The following is a 23,795-nucleotide window of genomic DNA, read 5'->3' on the forward strand; positions in this document are numbered from 1 at the left end:
TTTTATATAAAATTATTGTAAAAATATTGAAATTTATGGAATTACATTGCATAATTATGGAAAGCATAATTCTTTTTTTATAAGTTAATGTGATTTTTAAATTGTGAAATGTCTATTTGTATTAAAGTACATTATAAAAATTTATGGAGGTTAGTATGGAAGAAACGATTGATTTGCGTAAGGTGTTAAATATTTTAAAGAAGAATTGGAAATGGATACTCTTTATACCGATATCTTTATTTATTTTAAGCATGGCTATAACTTTTTTTATTTTAACGCCTAAGTATTCTGCTTCAACTCAAGTATTGGTTAATCAAAAGGAATCAGACTCTAAATTATTTGCTCAACAAGTCCAATCTGATTTACAACTCATAAATACATATTCTGAAATTATTAAAAGCCCTAGAATATTGGATAAAGTTTCTCATAATTTAAAAGACAGATATTCTAGTGAAGAAATTTCAGCGATGTTAACGGTTAGTAATCAAGCTGATTCACAAATTCTTAATATAGCGATTAAGAATGAGGACAGTGAAGAAGCAAGCATCATTGCAAATGAAGTGGCAAATGTATTTAAGAAAGATATTAAGAAGATAATGAGCGTTGATAATGTTTCTATTTTGTCTAACGCAGGGGGTACAGGTGTTAAAGTGTTTCCTAAACCATTTACTAATGGAGTAATTGCTACATTTTTAGGCGTTATTTCTGCTTTAGTTATTGCTTTCTTAAAAGAACTACTTGATAGACGTATAAAGACGGAAAGTGATGTAGAAGAAATTCTTGGGTTGCCAGTTCTTGGGACAATACAAGATTTTAACCAATAACGAAGGGGGGAATAAAATATGAAAAGAAGCAAGGCAAATAATGCTTTAATTGTGCTTGATAAACCACGGTCGGTAATTAGTGAAAAATTCAAAAGTATTCGTACGAATATTATGTTTTCAGTAGCTAATGAAAATTTACAAGTTGTGACTTTCACTTCCGAAAAAGCAAATGTAGGAAAATCTACAGTTTCTGCTAATGTTGCTATTACATGCGCTCAAGCTGGTTATAAAACGTTATTGATTGATGGAGACATGAGAAAGCCTACTCAACATTATTTATTTAATACTTCTAATTTAGATGGACTTTCAAATTTAATCGTGAATAATTCAGACATACATCAATCAATAAAATCTACTGAAATTGGTTATTTAGATTTAATAACTTCAGGACCAATACCTCCAAATCCTTCTGAATTAATAGGTTCAGAAAATTTAATATCAATAATTGAAGAACTAAAAGAAGAATATGATTATATTTTCATTGATACGCCACCAGTTAATGCAGTTACAGATGCACAATTATTTGCTGAAATTGCAAGGTATGTTGTGTATGTAATTGATGTTCGGAAAAATGATAGAAATGAAATTAAGAAAGGTAAAGAATTAATTGAAAAAGCTGGCGCTAAAATATTAGGTGTTGTTCTAAATAAAGCAACAAAAGATAATGATTCAACTACTTATAGTTATTATGGTGAAGAAGAATGATTATAGACATACATAATCATTTATTAGTAGGCGTAGATGATGGTCCTAGAAGTATTGATGAGATGATTGAATTATTAAGGCAAGCAAAACGACAAGGTATCGAAGGCATTATAGTCACACCGCATCACTTACATCCGAGATATCAAAATGAATTCCCAAAAGTAGAAAATTTATTAAAAGAATTAAAAGAAAATCCTGAAGTTAAACAACTAAGTATTGATTTATATCCTGGACAAGAAATTCGCGTTACAGATGACATATTAACAGATATAGAAAATAAAGATATTCAAGGTCTTCATTACTCTAAATATTTACTCATAGAGCTTCCTTCAGATCATATACCAGCTTTCGCAACAAGATTAATATATGAAATACAAAACAAAGGGTTTGTACCTATTATTGCACATCCAGAGCGAAATAAAGCTATTGCTAAAGATATTAACTTGTTGTTCGAACTTATAAATATAGGCGCTTTGAGTCAAATAACGGCCTCATCGCTAACTGGAGATTTTGGGAAAAGTGTACAAAAAATATCTATAGAGATGATTGAGCATCGATTGGTACATTTTATAGCTTCAGATGCACACCATGCAGAGAAGAGACCTTTTGGGTTTGATAATTTATTTACAACCCCAAAGATTAAATATCTAAAAAGCGATATAGAAGATTTATTAACAAATAATGAAGCTATTATTAATAACAAAAAGATTTTAATCCAAAAACCATTAAAGTATGAGAGAAAAAAATTCCTTGGTTTATTTTAAGAAGAAAACGGTGAAGCAAATTGGAATTTATCACATCAAAGCAAAGACTAGCAATTTTACTTATTATCGACTCAATCATCGTAACTTTGTCTGTATTTTTAGGTTATTACATTTTAAAGCCATTTTTTGAGGATTATTCTATTAAATTGCTTTTACTTTCTTCAATAGTGTTGCTTATATCACATCACGTTTATGCACAACTCTTTGATTTATACCATCGTGCTTGGGAATATGCGAGTGTTGGAGAACTTATTTTGATAGTTAAAGCAGTCACAGGTTCAATTTTAACAACTGTAATTTTTGTTCCGATATTGACTCAAGAGTCACCGTTTATAAGGTTATATTTTATAACTTGGATGATGCATTTATTGCTAATAGGTGGTTCAAGATTGTCATGGAGAATATTTAGGAAGTCATTTATGAAGAAAGAATTTGAGAAATTACCTACATTAATTGTAGGAGCTGGAAACGGCGGCTCTTTACTTATTAGACAAATGATTAATACACCTGATATGGGTATGGAACCCGTACTCGTAGTAGATGATGATCCGAATAAACAAAAAATGTCGATAGTTGGCAGAATTAAAGTTCAAGGATACATAAAGGATATCCCGGATTTAGTGAAACGATTTAATATAAAGAAAATCATCATTGCTATACCAACGCTTTCAAGACAGAGATTGAGAGAAATCAATATTTTATGCGAAGGGTTGAAGAGGGAAGTACTTATTATGCCTAACATCGAAAATGTCATGTCTGGTGTTGTTGAAGTGAAACAACTAAAGAAAGTAGAAGTTGAAGATCTATTAGGTCGTGAACCTGTTGAATTAGATATGGCGCTAATATCTCAAGAATTAACACATAAATCTATACTTGTTACTGGCGCTGGTGGTTCTATTGGCTCTGAAATTTCTAGACAAGTATGTAAATTTAATCCTGAAAGAATCGTCTTACTCGGTCACGGGGAGAATAGTATATATCATATTCATCGTGAGTTAGTAGAAATGTATAAAGATAAGATAGAAGTTGTACCCGTTATTGCGGATGTTCAAGATAAAGAGCGTATGATGGAAGTGATGAAGACTTATAAACCTTATGTTGTCTATCATGCAGCAGCACATAAACATGTTCCATTGATGGAATTTAATCCAGAAGAAGCTATTAAAAATAATATATTGGGAACGAAATATACAGCTGAAGCGGCGAAGTTAGCAAGTGTTAGTAAATTTGTAATGGTATCAACTGATAAAGCAGTAAATCCACCTAACATAATGGGAGCTTCCAAACGTATAGCTGAAATGGTTATCCAAAGTATGAATCATGAATCAAGTACGACCGATTTTGTAGCAGTCAGATTTGGAAATGTATTAGGTTCTCGTGGTTCAGTTATACCATTGTTTAAAAAACAAATCGAAGCAGGAGGTCCAGTAACGGTTACACATCCTGATATGACAAGATACTTTATGACGATACCAGAAGCATCACGTTTAGTGCTACAAGCGGGTGCATTGGCAACGGGTGGAGAAGTGTTTGTACTAGATATGGGGAAACCAGTAAAAATAGTCGATTTAGCTAAAAACTTAATTAGATTAAGTGGTTATAAAGAAGATGATATTGGGATTGAATTTAGTGGCGTTAGACCAGGAGAAAAACTTTTTGAAGAGTTGTTAAATGAAGATGAAATTCATCCTGAACAAGTGTATGAAAAAATATACAGAGGTAAGGTGAACTTGCCAGATAAAAGACTTTTAACTTCATTAATGGATAAAATTTATAACAAAAGTTGTAAAGCTGAAGAGATTATTACGTTTGCTAATAATAAAGAGGGTTCATCTAAATGATCAGTAATTTAAAAATGAATGTTATCTATAATATCTTAACTACTGTTCTCATAACATTATTACAATTGGTCATCTTAATTGTGATATCCAAGTTTGATAGTACAGAAAGTGTAGGATTGTTGACTTTAGGCTTGGCTATAACAGCGCCAATACTGTTGTTATCAAGATTGAATTTAAGGTCTGCTTACAATTCTGATTATTTAAATGAATTTACCTTTAACCAATATCATACATTAAGAATTATGCTTACAGTTCTATATATTTTACTATCATTTATCGTAATACAATTTTTTTCATTACCTTTTAAAGATGAATGCTTCATTTATTCAATTGTAATTTGGAAAGCAATTGAATCAATCTCAGACATGATATATGCATATTTTCAGAAAAAGACTAATATGCGCGTAGTTTTTTACATTAATTTATGGAAAGTAACATTAACTATTATTTTATTTATGATGACTTATTTTATATTTGAAGACATTGTAATGGCTTTTATGTCGCTTATTACCATTCATTTATTGTTCTTAGTAATCGAATATAGAAAGTTAAATAAATATATTGATTTTAAATTAATGAAAAACTTTGATACCAAGAAGTTATTGGCACTTACAATTCCACTTGGTGTCGCTCATTTTTTAACAAGCATGAACGTCAATGTACCAAGATATAGCTTGCAGTATATTGGAAACGCGGAGCAATTAGGGGTTTACGGCTCATTATTTTATCTTATTACAGCAGGAACTTACATCATTATAGCGATCAATAATGCAGTATTACCTGGGCAATCTGAAATGAGACATAAATTAGGATTTAGAGAAGTGAAGAAACTCAATCAAAAATTAAATATGCTTATTTTCTTATTAGTGCTACCGATATTCGTAATCAGTTTACTGTATGGCGATTTAATAATCGGAATAATATTCAATGAAAAAATAGCGAGCTATAAGAAAGAATTCATATTTGTCATATTAATCGCATTAATACAGTATTTAAACATCAATTTAGAAAATGTATATCTCACGTACCAATTATATAAAGCACAAATGAGGTTTAATTTATTTTATTTCTTGATTATAGCACCATTATCTTTTATCTTAACGTTATATCAAGGTATCTTCGGCGCAATATTAGCAGTTTTAATAACAGAGCTAGTCATGTATGTTATTAAAATGATTTTTATAAATAGAAAAGTAGGTGATTATACATGAAAAGCAATCAGTTAAAATTGATAATCTACTTCTTAATATTTATGTTAATCATATTTACTTTGAATACAGGATTCTATTTATATAGCCTTCACATTGGTTTAGATGGATTTAACACAAAACTGTTTGGTGGTGGTTCAGATGGATCATTATATGCACAAGAAGCGGTGAAATTTGCTGAAAATAGACCATATATTTATACATCAATACATACACCTATTTTAGGATGTATTTTGAAAATATTTGGGACAGGAAATCTATTTATATTAAAGATGTTTAACCAAATAGGTAATGTTTTATTAGCGTTAGTAACGATGTATTTATCTTATTTATTAACTGAAAAAGTTGAATATCGTAAACAATATTTAATCATTTTATTGAACTTAATTTATCCATCGTTATTGATATTATCAACAACATCTATTTATAGAGACAATTGGATACTCGTGTTTTATATATTGGGATTATGCTGGTTAATAAAATATATAAAGACGCACTCACTTATTTACAATGTGCTGTTTCTTGTAAATTTAATACCGCTGTTTTTATATCGTGATTATGCGATATTACCACTACTAGTAGTATACGTACTTTATTTTTTGAAAAAAATAATGAACTTAAAAATAATATTGACGTTACTATTTGTAATACTGAATTTATGTTTTGTATTTATTAAAGATTATAAGTTTCCGATATTTAATATGTCTATTTCAGATGCACTGTTATTTCGACAAACCGGAATGGAAACATTAAATGGGGGCTCGCAACTCAATATTAATTTAGCTAAAGATGATTTATTTCATTTTTACATAGATTATTTCTACTCCTTTGTATCATCTGTATTTGGACCTTTCATTTGGCAGGCTAAATCGGTTGCTATGCTCGTATTGATGTATGCTGAGAGCATTCCGTTTTTAATCATATTTATATATTTAATGAGAAATATTAAATCGATGTCAACAAGTGAAATTATAATCATCGTGGCTTCCTTTATATTGTTTTTAGAAATTAGCTTAATTAACGATAATCTAGGTACAGCTACAAGAGTTCGAATATTAGGTTGGTTACCGTTAATCGTGTTAGCAATTAGTAAGATGGGAGAGAAACGACATGAAAATTCTGTTTAGTGCATCAGTTTATAGACATTTAGCAGCTTTTCATATTCCGTATATGCAATACTTTTTAAATAATGGTCATGAAGTATATGCGGTAGCAAAGGATGATGGCAATAAAAATGTTATCGAAAATTTAGGGGTTAAATGTATAGATATAGATATTGAAAGATCGCCATTTAAATTAAGTAATATAAAGGCATACTTTCAATTAAAAAGTATTTTAAGAATAAATAATTTTGATTTAATTACGACACATACACCATTTATTTCATTTTTGATTCGACTCGTAAATTTGAAGCATACTAAATTAATTTATACAGCTCACGGCTTTCATTTTTATAAAGGTGGTAGTGTAGTGAAAAATACACTTTATAAAAACATGGAAAGGTTTGCTGCTAAATTGACAGACGAAATAGCAGTTATGAACGAAGAAGATTATAAAAGCGCACAACAATTTTTTAATAAAGAAAATGTTCATTTTATTAATGGTATCGGTGTTAATTTAAGTGAATATAATGCTGTTAATATCGATAATCATACGAGTATTAGAGAGGAATTAGGCTTAGATTCAAATGATATCATCATCAGTTACGTGGCAGAAATGAGTAAAAGAAAAAATCAGCTATACTTACTTAAAAATTGGAAAAAGATTACGTATAAATGTCCACGTGCAAAGTTAGTGCTCATCGGTAGTGGGGAAATGGGAGAAGTATATAAAGAATATGTGGCAAATCACAACCTTGAAGGCGTTATATTTGCAGGATATAGACAAGATATTAAAGAAATAATCTATCAGTCAGACATCGTTGCTTTATTATCAACTCAAGAAGGATTACCGAGATGTGTATTAGAAGGCATGGCATTACATAAGCCATTAATAGTAAGTCATATACGTGGTAATATGGATTTAGTACAAAACGGAATTAATGGTTTCACAATCGAATTAGATAATGACGAAGAATTAATAGATAAGTTTATAACGTTAATTCAGAACAAAAATTTACGTCATAATATGGGCTTGAATAATGAACAAATTAAAGAAAGATATTCCGAAACTACTGTGCTAGAACAAATGAAATGTATATACGATAAAGTATTATCAAAATAAACAAAGGCGTGATTCAATGTTAAAAAGAACATTAGATATAACGGTCTCATTCTCTGCTTTAATAGTTTCAGCTCCTGTTATTTTAGGAACTGCAATAGTAATCAACAAAAAGATTGGCAAACCTATATTTTTTAAGCAAACGAGACCAGGTAAAGATGAAAAGCCATTTGAGATTTTAAAATTTAGAACAATGACTGATGAAAGAGACCTAAATGGTGAGCTGTTAACTGATAAAGATAGAATGACAAAGACAGGGGATTTCATTCGTAAAACGAGTATAGACGAACTACCACAATTAATTAATGTATTAAAAGGTGATTTAAGTCTAGTAGGACCAAGACCACTCTTGATGGACTACTTACCGTTATATACAGAAGAACAAAGAAAGCGACATCTCGTAAAACCTGGTATAACAGGATGGGCACAGGTGAATGGTCGTAACACTATATCTTGGGAAGAAAAATTCAAATTAGATGTGTGGTATGTGGAAAATCAATCATTTAAATTAGATATGTTTATCTTATATAAGACGATTATGAATGTCATCAAAAGAAAAGATATTACAGCTACTAACCATGTAACAATGGAGAAATTTAGAGGTAATCCACTATGAAACCTATACTGTTAATAGGAAATGGCGGCCAGGCGAAAGTAGTTAAAGAAATAATTGATTTAAATGATGAATATGAGCTTAAAGGCTATTTAACGGATGACATAACAGAATATCACAAAGAAGAAAATTTAATATACGATAATCTGAAAAATATTCATTTATATAAAGCGGAATATTTATTCCATATTGCTATAGGTAATAATTATATAAGAAAGAGATTGTTTAATAGACTAGCAATTTCAATTGAACAATTTCCTGTTCTGAGACATCCATCAGCGATTGTTAGTTCATCAGCGAAAATAGAGAACGGGACAGTCGTGATGGCAAATAGTGTTATAAACGCAGAAACATCAATTGGTAAACATAACATTATCAACACAGGATCCATCATCGAGCATGATAACGTCATTAAAGACTATGTCCATATCTCACCGAATTCAACGCTAACAGGAGGCGTAGAAGTTGGAGAAGCATCACAAATAGGTGCTAGCGCTACAGTATTACCAGCATTAAAAATTGGCGACGACGCAATTATTGGGGCTGGCGCTACAGTGGTAAATCATGTCGAAAATCATCAAATAGTAGTTGGGACACCTGCAAAGCCTATTAGGAGGTAGGTAGAATGAATCAAACAATATATTTATCATCGCCTCATATGGGAGGAAATGAACAAAAATATATAGAAAGTGCTTTCAAACAAAATTGGATTGCACCGCTTGGAGAAAATGTAACTGAATTCGAGAACACTGTTAAAAATTATGTCCAAGTAGAACACGCTTTAGCAGTTGGAAGTGGGACATTCGCTTTACATTTAGCATTAATAGAATGTGGAGTAAGTGAAGGAGATATTGTGCTTTGTTCTTCTTTAACATTTTGCGCAACTTCTAATCCTATTTTATATCAAAAAGCGACACCAGTATTTATAGATTCTGAAATGGATACGTGGAATATGTCGCCACATGCTTTACGCAAAGCTTTAGAAAAATATAATGAGGTAGGTAAACGACCTAAAGCAGTTATAGTTGTGAATTTATACGGACAGTCAGCCAAAATGGATGAAATTCAAGCGTTGTGTGAAGAATACAACGTAAAGTTAATAGAAGACGCAGCAGAGTCGTTAGGGTCAGAATATAAAGGTAAGAAAAGCGGTAGCTTCGGAGACTACGCGATATTTTCATTCAACGGGAATAAAATTATTACAACGAGCGGTGGAGGCATGCTTGTCTCAAGCAATGGAGAGAGTATAGAGCATGCATTATATTTAGCGACTCAAGCACGAGATAAAGCCATGCATTATCAACATAGTGAGTTAGGTTATAATTATCGACTAAGTAATATTTCAGCAGGTATAGGTAGAGGCCAAATGGAAGTATTAGAAGAACGAGTAAATCAAAGAAGAGCTATATTTGATACTTATTACGACGTATTAAATAAAATAGAAGGATTTCAATTCCAACCAGAATTAGAGAACAGTAAATCTAATAGATGGCTAACAGCCTTAACGATAGACTCAGAAAAGACAGGATTTACTGTTGAAACGTTAATAGAATACCTACATCAACATAATATTGAGGCGAGGCCAGTGTGGAAACCGATGCACTTGCAACCATTGTATGAAGGGTATGACTACATATTTGAAAAAGAAGATAGTTCGAAAAAACTATTTGAAACAGGGGTTTGTCTTCCGTCAGGCTCAAATATGACAGAAGAACAATTGAGTATTGTTATTGAACATATAAATAAACTTGCAAAACAATATAACTAAAAAGTAAAAGAGGAAGGGAAAATGAAAGTTTTAGTTCTAGGTGGTGCAGGATATATTGGATCTCATGCAGTAGATCAATTAATTGAGGAAGGGTTTGATGTAGTAGTAGTCGATAATTTAGAAACAGGACATAAAGAAGCCATACATCATAAAGCTAAATTTTATGAAGGGGACTGTAGAAATATAGCGTTTATGGAAAATGTATTTAAAAACGAGAAAGTTCATGCAGTCATGCACTTCTGTGCATACTCACTAGTTGGCGAATCTATGAAAAAGCCACTTAAATATTTTAATAATAATATGTATGGTATGCAGGTTTTACTCGAAATAATGAAAAAATACTCAATCGACAAATTAATATTTTCATCAACTGCAGCAGTGTATGGCGAAGTAGAGCAAGTACCTATTAAAGAAGAAACGATATTACAACCAACAAATCCATACGGTGAATCAAAATTAGTAATGGAAAAGATGGTTAAATGGGCAAACAAAGCATATGGATTAAAGTATATAGCATTAAGATACTTTAACGTAGCCGGTGCAAAAGCTGGTGCAACAATAGGCGAAGACCATAACCCAGAAACACATTTAATACCGATAATATTAGAAGTAGCATTAGGAAAAAGAAAAGAAATTGCTATATACGGAAATAACTATCCAACAAAAGACGGAACATGTATAAGGGACTACTTACACGTATCAGACTTGGTGGACGCACATATAAAAGCGTTGAAATACTTAAATGAAGGTGGCGAGAGCCAATCAATAAATTTAGGCAGTTCAAAAGGGTATTCCGTTCTAGAAATTATTGAAGCAGCAAGAAAAGTAACAGGTCATAACATTCCATGCAAAGTAGAACAAAGAAGAGCAGGCGATCCAAGTATACTTATTGCTTCAACAGAAAAAGCAGTCGAAAAATTAAACTTCAAACCAAAATATACAGATATAGAAGAAATTATAAAAACAGCATGGGCATTTCATAAGAAGCATCCAGAAGGGTATAACAGTATTAATAAAGATGCAATATAATTTAAGAGTCCGAGACGGATTTATGCCCCGGACTCTTAAACGTTTTTTGGTAATCATTATATAAGTAACTGACTATAGTTGTATATCAATATTTTGTAGTTTAATATTAATGATAATAGAAACTAGAGAAAGAGGTATACAAATGAAAAATCTGATACCAGTTATATTAGTAATATGTTTCACAATATTTACGGGTTATTTAATGATAACGGGGGAAATGGGTACCGATGAAAAAGATGATAAAGCTACAGAACAAAAGAAAGATGCTAAATCATCTAAAGAAAAGAAAGAGGAAAAGGAAGAAAAACAAGATTCAGAAATGAAAATAAATAATCAACAAGATTTAGCTGAAATTATCTATAGCAAAAAAGATGAAAAAACAAAAATGGATGCATATAACCAAGCAGTCGAAAAGAAAATATTACCGCGCAGTAATAATTACCAAGAAGCGGTTTACGCATATGAAGAATCAGTGCAAATTAAAGAAAGTAAAAGTGAATAGAAGGAATATTAAAAGCCCTGTACACGCATTTAGAATAGAAGCGTGTGCAGGGCTTTTGTGTTGTGTTTAATCAACTTTCTCCATATAATTCTTTTTTGATTTGAGTTGTTGAAATGCCTTCTGTTCGATTTAAATATATAACTTCGCATAGGTCTTTAAGGAAATCAAACTCACCTTCCCAATCATGACCCATTAAAAATGTATCTACATTATATTCTTTAACGTCTTTTACTTTTTGTTCCCACTCATTTTCAGGAATAACAAGATCAACGAATTGAATAGATTCTAACATCATCTTTCTTTGTTCATAACTATAATAAGATTTTTTGTCTTTTAATTTATTAAAATTGTCTGTAGAAAGTGCCACAATCAAATAATCGCCATATTCTTTAGCTCTTCTAAGTAATTCTATATGTCCGTAATGTAGCAAATCATATGTACCATAAGTAATGACTCTTTTCATAATGAACCTCCTTATAACATTATATAAATGTTAATATATTGCAAACGTAATGTAAACGATTATCTAACAGAAAGTAAAAATAACAATTTTAAAAAGTTCTGGCCTTTCTAAGGTTAGAGCTTTTTTATTAAGAAGTAGATGCTATTACATATTAAAAATATATAATTATTTTTAAATATAGATAAACTGAAAATATAATTGTAAATTAATAGGAAATATGTATAATTAAGTTAAGTTATTTGGATTATTAAGATAAACACAACATGAAAAAACTATTATAGGATGGTTAATTAATGTGAAAGATGATTTGAAAATTTCAATTATAGTTACGGTATACAATGCTGAGGATACGATAAGAAATACAATTGAAAGTATTTTAAAGGGTTGTGAGAACCAACGTTATGAGCTTGTCATTGTAAATGATGGTAGTACAGACCGTACAAAGGATATTTTAGATGGTTATGGAAAGTTAGATAATATTATTGTTATTCATCAAGAAAATAAGGGTGTTAGTGTTGCTAGAAATAAAGGATTAGATTCTATTGATAAAGATACAGATTTGATTACTTTTATTGATGACTCTGATTTAATTAGTGAAAATTTTGTAAAAGTTACTAAGCATTTCTTCAGTGAGCATAAAGACATTAAAGTAGCTATTACACCAATTAAGGTTATAAGAAATGAACAGACATATGATCATGTACTGAATTATAGGTTTCAGAGGTCGCAGAACTTTATTGATATTATGCGAGATTATAAGTGTATTCATTTCCATATTGGTGGGATTGTTTTTAGTTCGGAGTTGTCTGAGAGTGGTCAGTTAAAGTTTAATGAATCCCTATCTTATTGGGAAGATGCAGACATGTTTAACTCTATTATTTTAAGTGAGCTAAAGTATGGGTTGTTAAAGGACAGTCATTATTATTATGACCGTAATAATGAGACTTCGCTAAGTCGCAAAATATGGTCTTCAGAAAAGCGTTACACATATCATATTAAAGAAAATTATTTTTCTTTAATTCAAAAATCAATTGCTATACATGGTCGTGTAATACCATATATTCAATATTTAATTGCATTACATTATTTAGATTATTTAGTAGAGCATAATCAGAAATATATTAACGAAATGCACACAAATATTGACAGGTCTTTTGAATTTTATTCAAAAAAAGTGTTTAAGTATATAGATTTGAAAATAATAGATAATTTAAGCTGTTTGAATGTTTATAAAGCCTATTTATATTCTTTGAAAGGTGTGAAGTTTCCTTATTTTAAGCATTATAAGGATATTCAATTAGTTATCAATGAATATAATTGGAGAACTCAAAGAATGGTATTTTCTTTCTCTAAAAACATGTGTGGTTTAGATTACCGGTCTTGTGTTTCCGTTTATTTTGGTAAGAAAAAAGTTACGACTGCAACTGTTAAAGAATTACGAGATGTTACATTATTAGGCCATCCTCTAGAAGATATATGCATGGCTAAATATATAGCTAAAGTTCCTTTGAAATGCTTATTGTTTGGATGCAGATTCAAAGTTGAAGATATCGAAACAAATACAATAATTTGGGTAAAAAATGATGCGCTAGTTAAAAGGTTATACAGAAGAATTATGAAAAAGGGAGCAAAGAAATGAAAATCTCAGTAATTTTACCAATTTACAACGTTGAGGATTATATAGAAGAATGTCTAGATTCTTTGTTATTCCAAAGCATTGGTGAAGAAAATTTAGAAATCATATTAGTAGATGACTGTTCTACAGATAATACTGCTAACATAATACAAGAAAATAAACACAAGTTTACTAATTTAATATATTATAAACTTCCTGTAAATCAAGGTTCTCCTGGAAAACCTAGAAATATTGGAGTAGAAATGGCTACGGGAGATTATATTCATTTTATGGATCCTGATGATACGATTGAGGAAAATACATATGAAGTATTGTTAAGTATTATGGATGAAAAAGATGATTTTGCTATGGGGAGAATGGTTTCTGTAAACGAAGATGGTTCAGAATTTCTTCACCCTACTTTCAGAGAACATAAGTTAATGAAAACTTATAAATCAACAAATTTATTAGATACACCATTTTTTGCACAAGTGAAAATTGGTGTTGTCCTTAAATTAATAAGAACGTCATTTTACTTAGATAACGAAATTAAGTTTGTAGAAGATATGAAAAATGGAGAAGACAAACTTGTAGATACTTTGCTGTATACAAAAGCTCAATCTTTCTCATACACGCCAGATATCGTTTATAGATATAGAAATAGAGAAGAAGACGCTAATAAATCATTAACCCACCAAGCTATAAAGCCATCTATATACAATGATATAGAGGCATATAATACTTGTCGCTCTTATTATAACGATGAATGTTTAGAGTTTTTTAAAATTAATGCTCTGAGATCAATATTTTGGAAAGTGCTAGATGAAGATTTTAAAGAATTAGATGAAAACACGAAAATTACTATATTTAAAGAAATAAGAAATATTATTTTGAATTATAATAAAGCAGTTTTTAATATGTATCTACAAAATGAAATACCAATTATTAATTTAATTCAAAAAGAAGAGTATCAATTAGGAATATCATATGCACAACTATTAACATCAAGAAGAAAATATTTTTATGAAGGTAAAAATCTAGAGAGAAATTATAGAATATATAATCAGTTTAAAAAAAGTAAAAGTATAAAGTTGTATAGAATACTAAGTAAAATGAGAAAGTTTAAATAGGAGATCAACATGAAACTACTACAAGTATTATTTGATATTAAGAACAAAGACGTAGATTTATTTAATGAACAATTAAATCATGAGATTTTTGAAAAAACTATAATTGTAGATACTATTCAAGATGAATTTGAAATTTATGATGACGTTGAGCATTATGATTATATCGTGTATACAAATCCTAATTTTTCTATATCAAAACAATTAATTACGACAACAATCAGTGAAATGAAAGAAAAAAATATAAAAATATCCCAATTTACTTTAAGGGATAAATACGATATTGAAGAATATGAATACAATTTAAGTAATTATAGAGATGTATTTTCAACATTGATGATTGAGAGCAGTCTAGTGAAAAATAATTCATTAGTAGATACCTATTTAAATACAAAAATGAATTTATTTAACCAAGATTATATATTAGTTGAATCGCAGTATATGGGTAAAAGTGTAAGAAATGATGATTATAAAGAAAATCTCTTGAATTTATACATGATGTTGATGAATCATGTGAAATATCAAGACGTATTAAATGCATTCGAAAGTGATTTAGAATTTACGGGTTTTATTGATTTTGCTATAGATAATAAATATTTTGAGCATAATGTTGAAAAAGATATGCAAAAAGCTTATTTAGACACGTTACGTAAGTTTCTGAAAAATGATAGGCTATTTCAAAATGAAAACTATACGCCATATTCTTTCTTTTATCAGCTTGTTATGAAAGGATATGATGAAGTGGCATTAAGCGCATTAGTCCTAATTAAAAGCGAACGTTATTGGAAAGAAAAAACTGCACAATATTTAGATCAACCAGTTGATTTAACACAAGATATTAAACAAACAAATGCTTGGAGACAAACACAAAAATTTAGAGACACCCGAATAAAACTTAAAGAACACCTATTTAACTTTGAGAAAAATATACTTAAGATTTGTGCCAAAGTGTATAAATTTAAAAATAAAAAAGAAGTATGGTTAATAAGTGAAAGGATTAATAGTGCCTCCGATAATTCATACTATTTATATAAATATATCCAGGAAAATAGAACAGACTTAGATGCTTATTATTTAATAGATAAAAAAGCAACATCAGCAATAAAAAAATTAAGAAAGTATAAAAATTCGATATATCTTAAATCATTTAAACATAAAATATTAATGCTTGTAGCTGATAAATACATTACATCCTTTACCTTTGAAGAAACAATGGCACCATTTAATCAGAGCCTCTATAAGAAAATATATAAACAAGAACTACTGAATAAAAAAGTTATTTCGATCCAGCATGGTATGATTATTCACAATATATCGCCATACTTAAGTAAAAACTATTATAAAGTTGATTATATTACTGCAAATAGCAAATATGAGAAAGAAATTATAATGGAAACATTAGGATATAATGATAATGAAGTCCTTATAACAGGAATGGCACGTCATGATAATTTACTTGAAACTTCTAAAATGAGTAATGAAATATTATTTATGCCTACTTGGCAAAGAGGGTTACAAAATTTAAGTCACTCTCAATTTTTACAGACAGAATATTACAAGAAGTTAAATCACTTTATTAATCACCCGTTACTTTATAATTACTTAAAAGATAATAATTTAACATTAAATGTATTAATGCACCCTCAGTTTGAAAAATATTCTGAACAGCTAACAGGTAATGATGAAAATGTGAAATTTCAAAGTACAACTAAAGTAGAAATACCTGATTTAATTGCTAAGAGTAAATTTCTTATTACAGACTTTTCATCTGTAGCTGTGGACTTTCTGTTTCAAAAAAAGAATGTTGTGTTTTATCAGTACAATAAATATGCTTCTCATCATGTACCTTCAAAACAAATTAGATATGAAGAAATAGGGGAAGTAGTGGCAAATTTAGAAGAATTATTTGCGACGCTAAACAAGTTTAAAGATAATCAATTCGCATTATTACCTAAATATGAAAATTCTTATGAAAGACTGTATGAAGTGAAACAAAATATAAGAGAAACTATTGTGAATAAAATTAAAGAAATATAAAGTTACAGGCCAATATAAAAATACTATTAAAAACATTCAATGCATAGTAGATATTAAAGACAAATATAATTGAAAAGGTTAGAATAGAGTTACTTACATAGTGTAGAAAGGCGGCGAGATTGTGAAACAAGCATGGGAAGATAAGCTTTCTGAGAGTTTAGTTGAATCGTTTCATAATGAACTCACTGAACAAGAAATAGATGAAGGATTTCAAGATACATTGGCATTCGGTACAGCCGGTATTAGAAGTACTTTCGGTATTGGGCCAGGCAGGTTAAATAAATTTACGATACAAAAATTTGCTTTAGGTTTCGCAAATTACTTAAAGGATATTTCAGATGAACCAACAGTGGTAATCCACTTTGATACAAGATACTTATCAAAAGAATTTTCAGAAGAAATCGCTAAAGTTCTCGGAACTCATGGTGTGATAGTGGTATTACCTGATACTTATAAATCGACACCAGAATTATCATTTGCAGTTCGTCATTTAAATACAACCGCAGGTATTATGATAACAGCGAGTCATAATCCTAAAAACTATAATGGCATTAAAGTATACGGAGCCGACGGTGGACAATTATTAACAGAACCATCATTAAAGCTCAGTGAATATATTGATCAAGTAAATGACCCATTAAATATTAAAGTGAATGACTTAAAGACACTGAAAGAAAACAATATCGTTATACCATTTGAAAATGAGACGACAGAAGCTTATAAAAAAGCAGTCTGCGATTTAGTTGGCACATTCAAAACTCAAAACTCAAAAACTGTATTATCAAGTTTACATGGTACAAGCTTGCCAATACTTTCTGGTATTTTACATGATTTATCTTATGATCATTTTGTAATTGAAACATCTCAGTCAGAGCCAGACAGCGATTTTCCAACGGTTAATATTGCTAACCCAGAAATGGAAGATACATTTGATTTAGGGAAGGAATTAGCTGATAAAGAGAGTGCGAATTTAATCGTAGCTACGGATCCAGATGCAGATAGATTAGGTATTGTAGAACGATATGAAGACGGTACAACCCGTTACTTTAATGGTAATGAAATTGGATTGTTACTTCTGAAATTAAGACATGATGAATTACAAAGTACAAAATCTTACATGATTAAATCTGTTGTAACAAGTGCTTTAAGTGAGAAATTAGCGGAACATTTACATATAGATGTAATTAATGTCTTAACTGGATTTAAATATATATCAGAACAACTTAAAGCGTTAGAAAATGATGAAGCTAAACTTGTATTAGCTTTCGAAGAAAGTCATGGCTATTTATTAAATGATTTTTCTAGAGATAAAGATGCCATTCAAACAGCTGCTTTATTAATTAAATATAAAGAACAGCTGACACAAGAGAATCAAACGTTTAAAGATGTATTAGAAACAATATATGAAACGCTTGGCCATTATCAAGATAAGACGTTATCTCCAACCTTTAAGGGGATGGAAGGCAAAGCACAAATTAAACAAATAATGGACCACTTCAATCGCCTTACAACAATTAAAGTAGGAAATTTAAAGCCTTTATTTATAGAGAACTATATTAAGCAAGAAAGAACAAATATTGAAACAGGCGAACAAAGTAAAATCGATTTACCTCAAGCAGATTTAATTAAATTCATATTTGAAGAAGGATTCATCGCAGTCAGACCATCAGGGACAGAACCAAAAATGAAATTGTATTTCTCGCTTGATGTAGAAGATTTTGATGGTGTAGTTGAAGAGTTTTTACGAAATTACAATTTGAAAAATTAGTGTAACTGTCACTAACATAATAATTTGAATTTTACTGATTACATACTAAGTATGTAATCAGTTTTTTTATTTCTTTTTGAGTAGTTAAGTACAAATATGTAAACTACTAACAATTTAATTACCTCTGTAATAAATATTTAATAAAAGAATTTTAAATGAATAATTGGAAGTTCTATATTTCCAAAAATATATTTTAATAATTCACTATAACTAGTAACTTTATATAACAATAGTAAATATGTTTCTTTATCAAAATAAGCTGTAAATTCACACAGAAATTTAAAGGGATAAAAATTGTATAAATCTTTATATTCTTATAGCTACTATATATTGACGACCTTTTAATGTGTTAATAACACTAAGATTGTAAAAATACTTGATGGATTACGCTTTAATGTATAATACAGCTTTAATAAATTTATTATTTAAAGAAAGTAATATTAATAATAGTTATATTAACATTTAATGGTATATCAATAAAGGAAAATATTTTAAATTATAGTTATATTAATTTTAAAACAAAAAAGAAAAAATTCAATTTTACAAAATTAACATTTTGTAGTTTAATATTAATATTGATAATAACTAGTCGGAAGAGGGAATTTTTTAAGTTCTATATTAGTTCCAATATTTGTACATTACATCGAATGTGAAAAAGAATAAATTAATCTGCTTTTGAATCTTTAATTAAATGAAGAAAAATATAAAATCGTATAATTAAATTCGATATTAAATTTAATTATAAAAAATATATTTACAAAAAATCAGAATGATTGTAAGATGTTTTTGTAAGGAACCCCGTATAAACCCTCTGTTAATAAAATTAATAGAGGGTTGTTCTTTTTATAATCTCGACAAATAAAATAATGTATTATTTTTATAAATATAAAATTATTGGAGGAAAAACATTGAAAATAAAAAGATTTTCAAATAAATTTGATTTTGAAATACAAGGGAATGCTATTTTATATAGCGATATTAAAGTTAATGAAGATAGATTGGTTGAAATACCATCAAATAATAAAAAAGCGTTATGTATAACAGAAATGAACAATCAAATTATTGCTAAAATAGATAAGGATATAATAGTTTATGCTAAAGATGGTTACATTTATATAGATTCTTCTAATAATAAGGATAATATATTCGAATATGAAATAATATATAATAATTACTTGGATTTTAGTGTGTCAGAAAGATATATTGGCGAGATTTATTTTGAGGAGCATTTGCTGTTTGTTTTAGAAGATTTATTTGTTGAGAAAAATGAATCTAAAGTTGTTGTTTATAAAGAAAGTTTAAATATACAAATAACTTCGGAAAGACAAAGGTACGTTAGTTTAGCTAAATTGAAGTTTAATAATGTAATAATTATTATCACTTACGATAGGTTTCTAAAAGAAATAACTTATAATAAATTTCTATATGAAATTCACTATAAACACGAAGATTTTACCATTAGTTTAATTAATTCTAACAATATTTTTGTACAAAATAATCAAAATAATGATAGTGCCATTCTGAATGTAAACAAAATTGGTTTGTCTCCTAGTATAATTAAAGAATTAAGAATGACTAAAAGTATCAAAAAAGAACATATTTTAGTATATTTTACTTTCAATAGTAAAAAATATTTTATTTTTAATAATAGTAGAGGGGTACATGTTTTAAGGTCAAATCCTAAGCTGATTTCTCAATATACTTCGTTTTTATATCCTCTAAAAACTAAAAGACATTTTGTTTTAATGGGAAGATTTAAACACAATGGTTACCAAGCTAAACATAAGTATGATGATATATATTTGCAAAATAAAAATACTAAAGTTAGTTCTTTTAAAAGACCATTTAAGAATTTAAAGATATTAAATCAATTTGTCATAGCTAAAATACCTTTCAAAGAAATAGAAAAGTTAGATAGAATACATACGAATATTTTATGTGGTAATAATGAATTTGTATTGCATAATGTTGCTTTGTCAAATTTGACAAAACCAATGAAAACTTTAAAAATTACTGTTTTTAATGATAATGTTCTAGTGTTAAGGAATAACTTAGGCAGCAATTTAACGCTAACATCAATGCCATATTCAAAAGAGTATAGTAAATTCAATAAATTCAAAATAAAATTAGCAAGCGTTCTTTCAAGAAAAAGAAAGAATAAAACTACTAATTTATATTTCGAGAAAAAAAGTGAAAGAGCTGAAGAGTCGTCCATAAAGGTATTTGACAAAGTAAAAGAAGAAACTAACATTAGCTCAGAGAATTATTTTATTCTAGATAAAAATGCAAGTTACTTTAGAGAATTGAAAAAAAAATACGAGAAATATTTATTAAAAAAATATAGTTTTAAACATTATTTGAAATTATATGAATCTGATTATTTTATTTCTTCTGAACTTCCTAACCATATTATAAATGATAGAATATACATAGATTCATTAAGAGAAAAAATAATGGATACACCAAGTGTTTTCTTACAACATGGTATTATGTTTGCTAAACCAGTAGATAATCCTATGGCCTATGGCTTCCATAAAAATTATAATAAGTATAATAATATAAAAAATGTTATATCATCAGATCTTGAAGCTGAACAATTTTATAAAATGGGCTATGAAGAAGATGATTTAATTAAGACCGGACTAGCTACATTTGACAATATTAAATTAAATGAAGGTGCAGATAAAATTGCTTATATGCCTACCTATAGATATTGGGAAGAACGATTAATATATTCTGGAGATATAACTAAAACAAGCTACTTTAGATCTATAATTAAAGTCATTAAAGAGTTTGAAAGAGCTGGATTGAAAGATAGATTATTAGTCGTACCTCATAACAAGTTTTCGGAATTTATATTTGATAATCTACCAGAATATAAAAATATAATAGAGCCTAATCCGAGTGTGGCATTAACTAAATCGATAATATTTATAACAGATTATTCTTCAGCAATATATGACAGTATATATAGAGGTGCTTACCCAATATTTTATTGGGAAGAAAAAGAGTACTTAATTGAAAATTATAAGGCTATTCCACCAGTTAATGAATATAACGCACCAGGTGAAATCGCATATTCGGGAGAACAATTAGTAGACATAGTAAATCATGCTATAAGAACTAATTATGAAATACCTCAACATGTTATGAAAAAATATAAAAAAATTAATGAATTTAATGATAATAAAAATAGTGAACGAATAGTAAAAGAATTAAAGTCTCTAAATATTTTATAAATATGATTTAAAAAGTAGTTTATTGTTTTAATTTAAGTAAATATGGAAAATATTTCGTAGGAAATGTAAATTCTTTAACTCATTATGAATTACACAAATATAGAAATACAAACAATTCTACCAATAAGACGCTTGATTCAGTAGGGTCAAACAGCATTTAAAAACGGAAATCAATATAAAAAGCTCTCTTTATAACTCATAAAGGGAGCTTTTTATAAATATCTTATTTTATAACTTCTACTCTTCCATACCTAACTCTTTCAATGCCATTTTCTCATACGCCGCTTCTCCTGATTCCATAGCAAACTCAGCGATAAACATTGGGAATACTCCATTGAGTTCTATTATATGTTCTTTCATTCGTGGCCATGTTTCTCCTCCAGCTTTATCGTATGCTGTTATAAGTTGCTCTAATCCTTCGTCGCCGAATACACGATGATGTCCCATAAAGTCCATTGAAGGATCGGAGTGGGTGGCTTCGGTCCAATCTATGAGTCCTGTGACGTTTGCTTCGTTATCTACCATTATATGTCCTGGGTGTAAGTCTCCATGTATCATGGTTACATGTTGTGGCCATAGTTCATCGTTTTCTAACCATTGTTGCCATCTGTTCCATAACTCATCTGCTACGCCATAAGTTTCTTTGACTTTATTCATCCTTCTTTGAAAGTCATTTCTAATTTCTTGTATAGTTTTGATATTTATATGATGTGCGGTAATGTTTTCTTCTGGTATGTTGTGCAAGTCTACGAGTGTTTCAGCTAATGTGTTAACAAAGTTTTCTGATACTGGTTTGTGTTCAATTTCCCATACATAGTTTTGTATTTGCGGATCTATTGTTGCTGCAGGTTTACCGGTAAGTTTTGGATAAGCGATAAGGTCTTTTTCGTGTACTTTCCACTTTGGTACTTCAAATGAAACGTTCTTTTGTAAGAAGTCTACCGTTTGTTTTTCGGATTTTGTTCGCTTATAAACGTCAGGTCTTCTTGGTAGTCTTAAAACCCATTCTACGCCTTGTTCATCTTCTCCAAATGCAACTTGGAAATCTAGTCCTGATTCATTCAATGAGATTGTTTGAGGTTGGATATGCAATTGATACTTTTCTGCGCATTTAATAATTTCATTATGTTGAGTCATTTTATTGGCTCCTTATTTCTATTGTATTTTTTTATGAAAGTATTTTGTTTTATCTTGATATAAATATAACTGATATGCAAACGATAACTGCAAGAGATTGTGCTATAACGTATGAAAGTATTTTATGTTATGATGTTATAAATGATAATATTTCTCAATTGATAATATTGAGAATGATAGGAGTGGATGGGTTTGCAAGAGGTACAAAAAATTTTATGGAACGGTCGTTTATTAACGATTGCACTTCCTGAACATTATGAAGATGATAATTCTGATCCTGTGCCTTTTCACACTGTTATTGTACAGGATGGTTCATATCTTTTTGATAAGCTTGTCGAAGAATATCCAAGTAATGTCATGTTTGTTGGTGTTGAACCAGTAGAGCGTAATAGGGAATATACGCCTTGGATTGAGGATGTTAGTGGACAGCATTATGGTGGGGAAGCTGAGCAGTATTTAGATTTACTGGAATTTGAATTAATCCCTTACTTAAAGGAAAGGTATCATATTTTTGATGAGTCTGAGTATTTAACTATTGGTGGCGGTTCGTTTGGTGCATTACTATCTATTTATGCTTTAGTTACAAGACCACATTTGTTTGGTAAGTATTTAGTAATGTCTGCTTCAATGTGGTATCCGGGATTTATTGATTTTCTTAAAAAGGCTGATAATATTGAATATCCTCGGGATGTTTATTGGTATGTCGGTGAGTTAGAGGGTGCTGAGTATCCAAATATATTAAAGAATATGGTTCCTTGTACTAAAGAGGGTGTAGAAATTCTTGAAGAGAAGTTAGTTAACCCTGATTCTCGTTTAACTTTTGTAACACATCCTGAAGGTATACATCGTCACCACTTTTTTGAAACGTATTTTGCAGAAGGTATTAATAAAATATTGTATTAATCGGCTACTGCCAATGTAATGAAACAGGCTGA

At 29.3% G+C, this 23,795-nt stretch carries 20 protein-coding genes; 18 read left to right on the forward strand and 2 right to left on the reverse strand.

Features of this window, described 5'->3' with window-relative positions; genetic code table 11:
- Positions 1-155 precede the first annotated feature (155 nt).
- The 12 genes from ACO6VN_RS01365 (at position 156) to ACO6VN_RS01420 (ending at position 11,474) form a co-directional block, all read left to right on the forward strand.
- Positions 156-824 carry a Wzz/FepE/Etk N-terminal domain-containing protein gene (locus tag ACO6VN_RS01365; protein WP_070045318.1) on the forward strand — a complete coding sequence of 223 codons (669 nt, stop codon included), beginning with the start codon at positions 156-158 and terminating at the stop codon, positions 822-824.
- 18 nt (positions 825-842) lie between these two features.
- Positions 843-1,529, forward strand: a complete 687-nt coding sequence (locus tag ACO6VN_RS01370; RefSeq protein WP_422404140.1) for a polysaccharide biosynthesis tyrosine autokinase — start codon at positions 843-845, stop codon at positions 1,527-1,529.
- Positions 1,529-2,293, forward strand: a complete 765-nt coding sequence (locus ACO6VN_RS01375) for a tyrosine-protein phosphatase (RefSeq protein ID WP_257504232.1) — start codon at positions 1,529-1,531, stop codon at positions 2,291-2,293. Before ACO6VN_RS01370 ends, ACO6VN_RS01375 begins: the two co-directional genes overlap by 1 nt.
- A gap of 20 nt (positions 2,294-2,313) precedes the next feature.
- Complete coding sequence (locus ACO6VN_RS01380; protein ID WP_315293795.1) at positions 2,314-4,134, forward strand: nucleoside-diphosphate sugar epimerase/dehydratase; 1,821 nt, start codon at positions 2,314-2,316, stop codon at positions 4,132-4,134.
- Positions 4,131-5,345 carry a hypothetical protein gene (locus ACO6VN_RS01385; RefSeq protein ID WP_422404141.1) on the forward strand — a complete coding sequence of 405 codons (1,215 nt, stop codon included), beginning with the start codon at positions 4,131-4,133 and terminating at the stop codon, positions 5,343-5,345. Before ACO6VN_RS01380 ends, ACO6VN_RS01385 begins: the two co-directional genes overlap by 4 nt.
- Positions 5,342-6,469: a hypothetical protein gene (locus tag ACO6VN_RS01390; protein WP_194200670.1), complete on the forward strand. Its 1,128-nt coding sequence runs from the start codon at positions 5,342-5,344 to the stop codon at positions 6,467-6,469. Before ACO6VN_RS01385 ends, ACO6VN_RS01390 begins: the two co-directional genes overlap by 4 nt.
- Complete coding sequence (locus tag ACO6VN_RS01395) at positions 6,453-7,565, forward strand: glycosyltransferase family 4 protein (RefSeq protein WP_422404142.1); 1,113 nt, start codon at positions 6,453-6,455, stop codon at positions 7,563-7,565. Before ACO6VN_RS01390 ends, ACO6VN_RS01395 begins: the two co-directional genes overlap by 17 nt.
- A 16-nt stretch (positions 7,566-7,581) precedes the next feature.
- Positions 7,582-8,178: a sugar transferase gene (locus tag ACO6VN_RS01400; protein ID WP_369964694.1), complete on the forward strand. Its 597-nt coding sequence runs from the start codon at positions 7,582-7,584 to the stop codon at positions 8,176-8,178.
- Complete coding sequence (locus tag ACO6VN_RS01405; protein ID WP_422404143.1) at positions 8,175-8,795, forward strand: acetyltransferase; 621 nt, start codon at positions 8,175-8,177, stop codon at positions 8,793-8,795. Before ACO6VN_RS01400 ends, ACO6VN_RS01405 begins: the two co-directional genes overlap by 4 nt.
- A gap of 5 nt (positions 8,796-8,800) precedes the next feature.
- Positions 8,801-9,943: an aminotransferase class I/II-fold pyridoxal phosphate-dependent enzyme gene (locus ACO6VN_RS01410; protein ID WP_422404144.1), complete on the forward strand. Its 1,143-nt coding sequence runs from the start codon at positions 8,801-8,803 to the stop codon at positions 9,941-9,943.
- Between the two features lie 21 nt (positions 9,944-9,964).
- A complete protein-coding gene (galE, locus tag ACO6VN_RS01415) occupies positions 9,965-10,972 on the forward strand; it encodes a UDP-glucose 4-epimerase GalE (RefSeq protein ID WP_422404145.1) in 1,008 nt (335 codons plus the stop codon).
- A 142-nt stretch (positions 10,973-11,114) separates the two neighbouring features.
- On the forward strand, positions 11,115-11,474 hold the full coding sequence (locus ACO6VN_RS01420) for a hypothetical protein (RefSeq protein WP_214269722.1): 360 nt from the start codon (positions 11,115-11,117) through the stop codon (positions 11,472-11,474).
- 70 nt (positions 11,475-11,544) lie between these two features.
- Here ACO6VN_RS01420 and tagD read toward each other — a convergent pair whose 3' ends face one another.
- The gene (tagD, locus tag ACO6VN_RS01425; protein ID WP_282862632.1) at positions 11,545-11,937 is read right to left on the reverse strand and encodes a glycerol-3-phosphate cytidylyltransferase; all 393 of its coding nucleotides are present in this window, start codon (positions 11,935-11,937) and stop codon (positions 11,545-11,547) included.
- A 295-nt stretch (positions 11,938-12,232) separates the two neighbouring features.
- Between tagD and ACO6VN_RS01430 the strand changes: the two genes are divergently transcribed.
- The 5 genes from ACO6VN_RS01430 to ACO6VN_RS01450 all read left to right on the forward strand — a co-directional run bounded on the left by ACO6VN_RS01430 (position 12,233) and on the right by ACO6VN_RS01450 (position 21,723).
- Entirely contained in the window at positions 12,233-13,576 is a 1,344-nt protein-coding gene (locus tag ACO6VN_RS01430) for a glycosyltransferase family 2 protein (protein WP_422404146.1), read from the forward strand.
- Entirely contained in the window at positions 13,573-14,682 is a 1,110-nt protein-coding gene (locus ACO6VN_RS01435) for a glycosyltransferase family 2 protein (RefSeq protein WP_422404147.1), read from the forward strand. Before ACO6VN_RS01430 ends, ACO6VN_RS01435 begins: the two co-directional genes overlap by 4 nt.
- Positions 14,683-14,691: 9 nt before the next feature.
- Complete coding sequence (locus tag ACO6VN_RS01440; protein WP_282862635.1) at positions 14,692-16,716, forward strand: CDP-glycerol glycerophosphotransferase family protein; 2,025 nt, start codon at positions 14,692-14,694, stop codon at positions 16,714-16,716.
- A 121-nt stretch (positions 16,717-16,837) separates the two neighbouring features.
- Positions 16,838-18,484 (forward strand): phospho-sugar mutase, encoded by a 1,647-nt coding sequence (locus tag ACO6VN_RS01445; RefSeq protein WP_422404148.1) that lies wholly within the window; start codon positions 16,838-16,840, stop codon positions 18,482-18,484.
- Positions 18,485-19,392: 908 nt separating this feature from the next.
- Positions 19,393-21,723: a CDP-glycerol glycerophosphotransferase family protein gene (locus tag ACO6VN_RS01450; protein ID WP_422404149.1), complete on the forward strand. Its 2,331-nt coding sequence runs from the start codon at positions 19,393-19,395 to the stop codon at positions 21,721-21,723.
- A gap of 237 nt (positions 21,724-21,960) precedes the next feature.
- Here ACO6VN_RS01450 and ACO6VN_RS01455 read toward each other — a convergent pair whose 3' ends face one another.
- On the reverse strand, positions 21,961-22,860 hold the full coding sequence (locus tag ACO6VN_RS01455; protein WP_194201133.1) for an Mph(C) family macrolide 2'-phosphotransferase: 900 nt from the start codon (positions 22,858-22,860) through the stop codon (positions 21,961-21,963).
- Between the two features lie 186 nt (positions 22,861-23,046).
- Here ACO6VN_RS01455 and ACO6VN_RS01460 point away from each other — a divergent pair, with 186 nt between their 5' ends.
- A complete protein-coding gene (locus tag ACO6VN_RS01460; protein WP_246566963.1) occupies positions 23,047-23,763 on the forward strand; it encodes an alpha/beta hydrolase in 717 nt (238 codons plus the stop codon).
- Positions 23,764-23,795: the final 32 nt, after the last annotated feature.

Origin of the sequence: Mammaliicoccus sp. JADD-157, from assembly GCF_049310805.1 — a bacterium.
GTDB classification, from domain to species: domain Bacteria; phylum Bacillota; class Bacilli; order Staphylococcales; family Staphylococcaceae; genus Mammaliicoccus; species Mammaliicoccus lentus.

Coding starts and splice junctions, on each gene's coding strand:
- ACO6VN_RS01365 (WP_070045318.1), top strand. CDS start 156: ATGGAAGAAACGATTGATTTGCGTAAGGTGTTAAATATTTTAAAGAAG.
- ACO6VN_RS01370 (WP_422404140.1), top strand. CDS start 843: ATGAAAAGAAGCAAGGCAAATAATGCTTTAATTGTGCTTGATAAACCA.
- ACO6VN_RS01385 (WP_422404141.1), top strand. CDS start 4,131: ATGATCAGTAATTTAAAAATGAATGTTATCTATAATATCTTAACTACT.
- ACO6VN_RS01390 (WP_194200670.1), top strand. CDS start 5,342: ATGAAAAGCAATCAGTTAAAATTGATAATCTACTTCTTAATATTTATG.
- ACO6VN_RS01395 (WP_422404142.1), top strand. CDS start 6,453: ATGAAAATTCTGTTTAGTGCATCAGTTTATAGACATTTAGCAGCTTTT.
- ACO6VN_RS01400 (WP_369964694.1), top strand. CDS start 7,582: ATGTTAAAAAGAACATTAGATATAACGGTCTCATTCTCTGCTTTAATA.
- ACO6VN_RS01405 (WP_422404143.1), top strand. CDS start 8,175: ATGAAACCTATACTGTTAATAGGAAATGGCGGCCAGGCGAAAGTAGTT.
- ACO6VN_RS01410 (WP_422404144.1), top strand. CDS start 8,801: ATGAATCAAACAATATATTTATCATCGCCTCATATGGGAGGAAATGAA.
- galE (WP_422404145.1), top strand. CDS start 9,965: ATGAAAGTTTTAGTTCTAGGTGGTGCAGGATATATTGGATCTCATGCA.
- ACO6VN_RS01420 (WP_214269722.1), top strand. CDS start 11,115: ATGAAAAATCTGATACCAGTTATATTAGTAATATGTTTCACAATATTT.
- tagD (WP_282862632.1), bottom strand. CDS start 11,937: ATGAAAAGAGTCATTACTTATGGTACATATGATTTGCTACATTACGGA.
- ACO6VN_RS01435 (WP_422404147.1), top strand. CDS start 13,573: ATGAAAATCTCAGTAATTTTACCAATTTACAACGTTGAGGATTATATA.
- ACO6VN_RS01440 (WP_282862635.1), top strand. CDS start 14,692: ATGAAACTACTACAAGTATTATTTGATATTAAGAACAAAGACGTAGAT.
- ACO6VN_RS01455 (WP_194201133.1), bottom strand. CDS start 22,860: ATGACTCAACATAATGAAATTATTAAATGCGCAGAAAAGTATCAATTG.
- ACO6VN_RS01460 (WP_246566963.1), top strand. CDS start 23,047: ATGGGTTTGCAAGAGGTACAAAAAATTTTATGGAACGGTCGTTTATTA.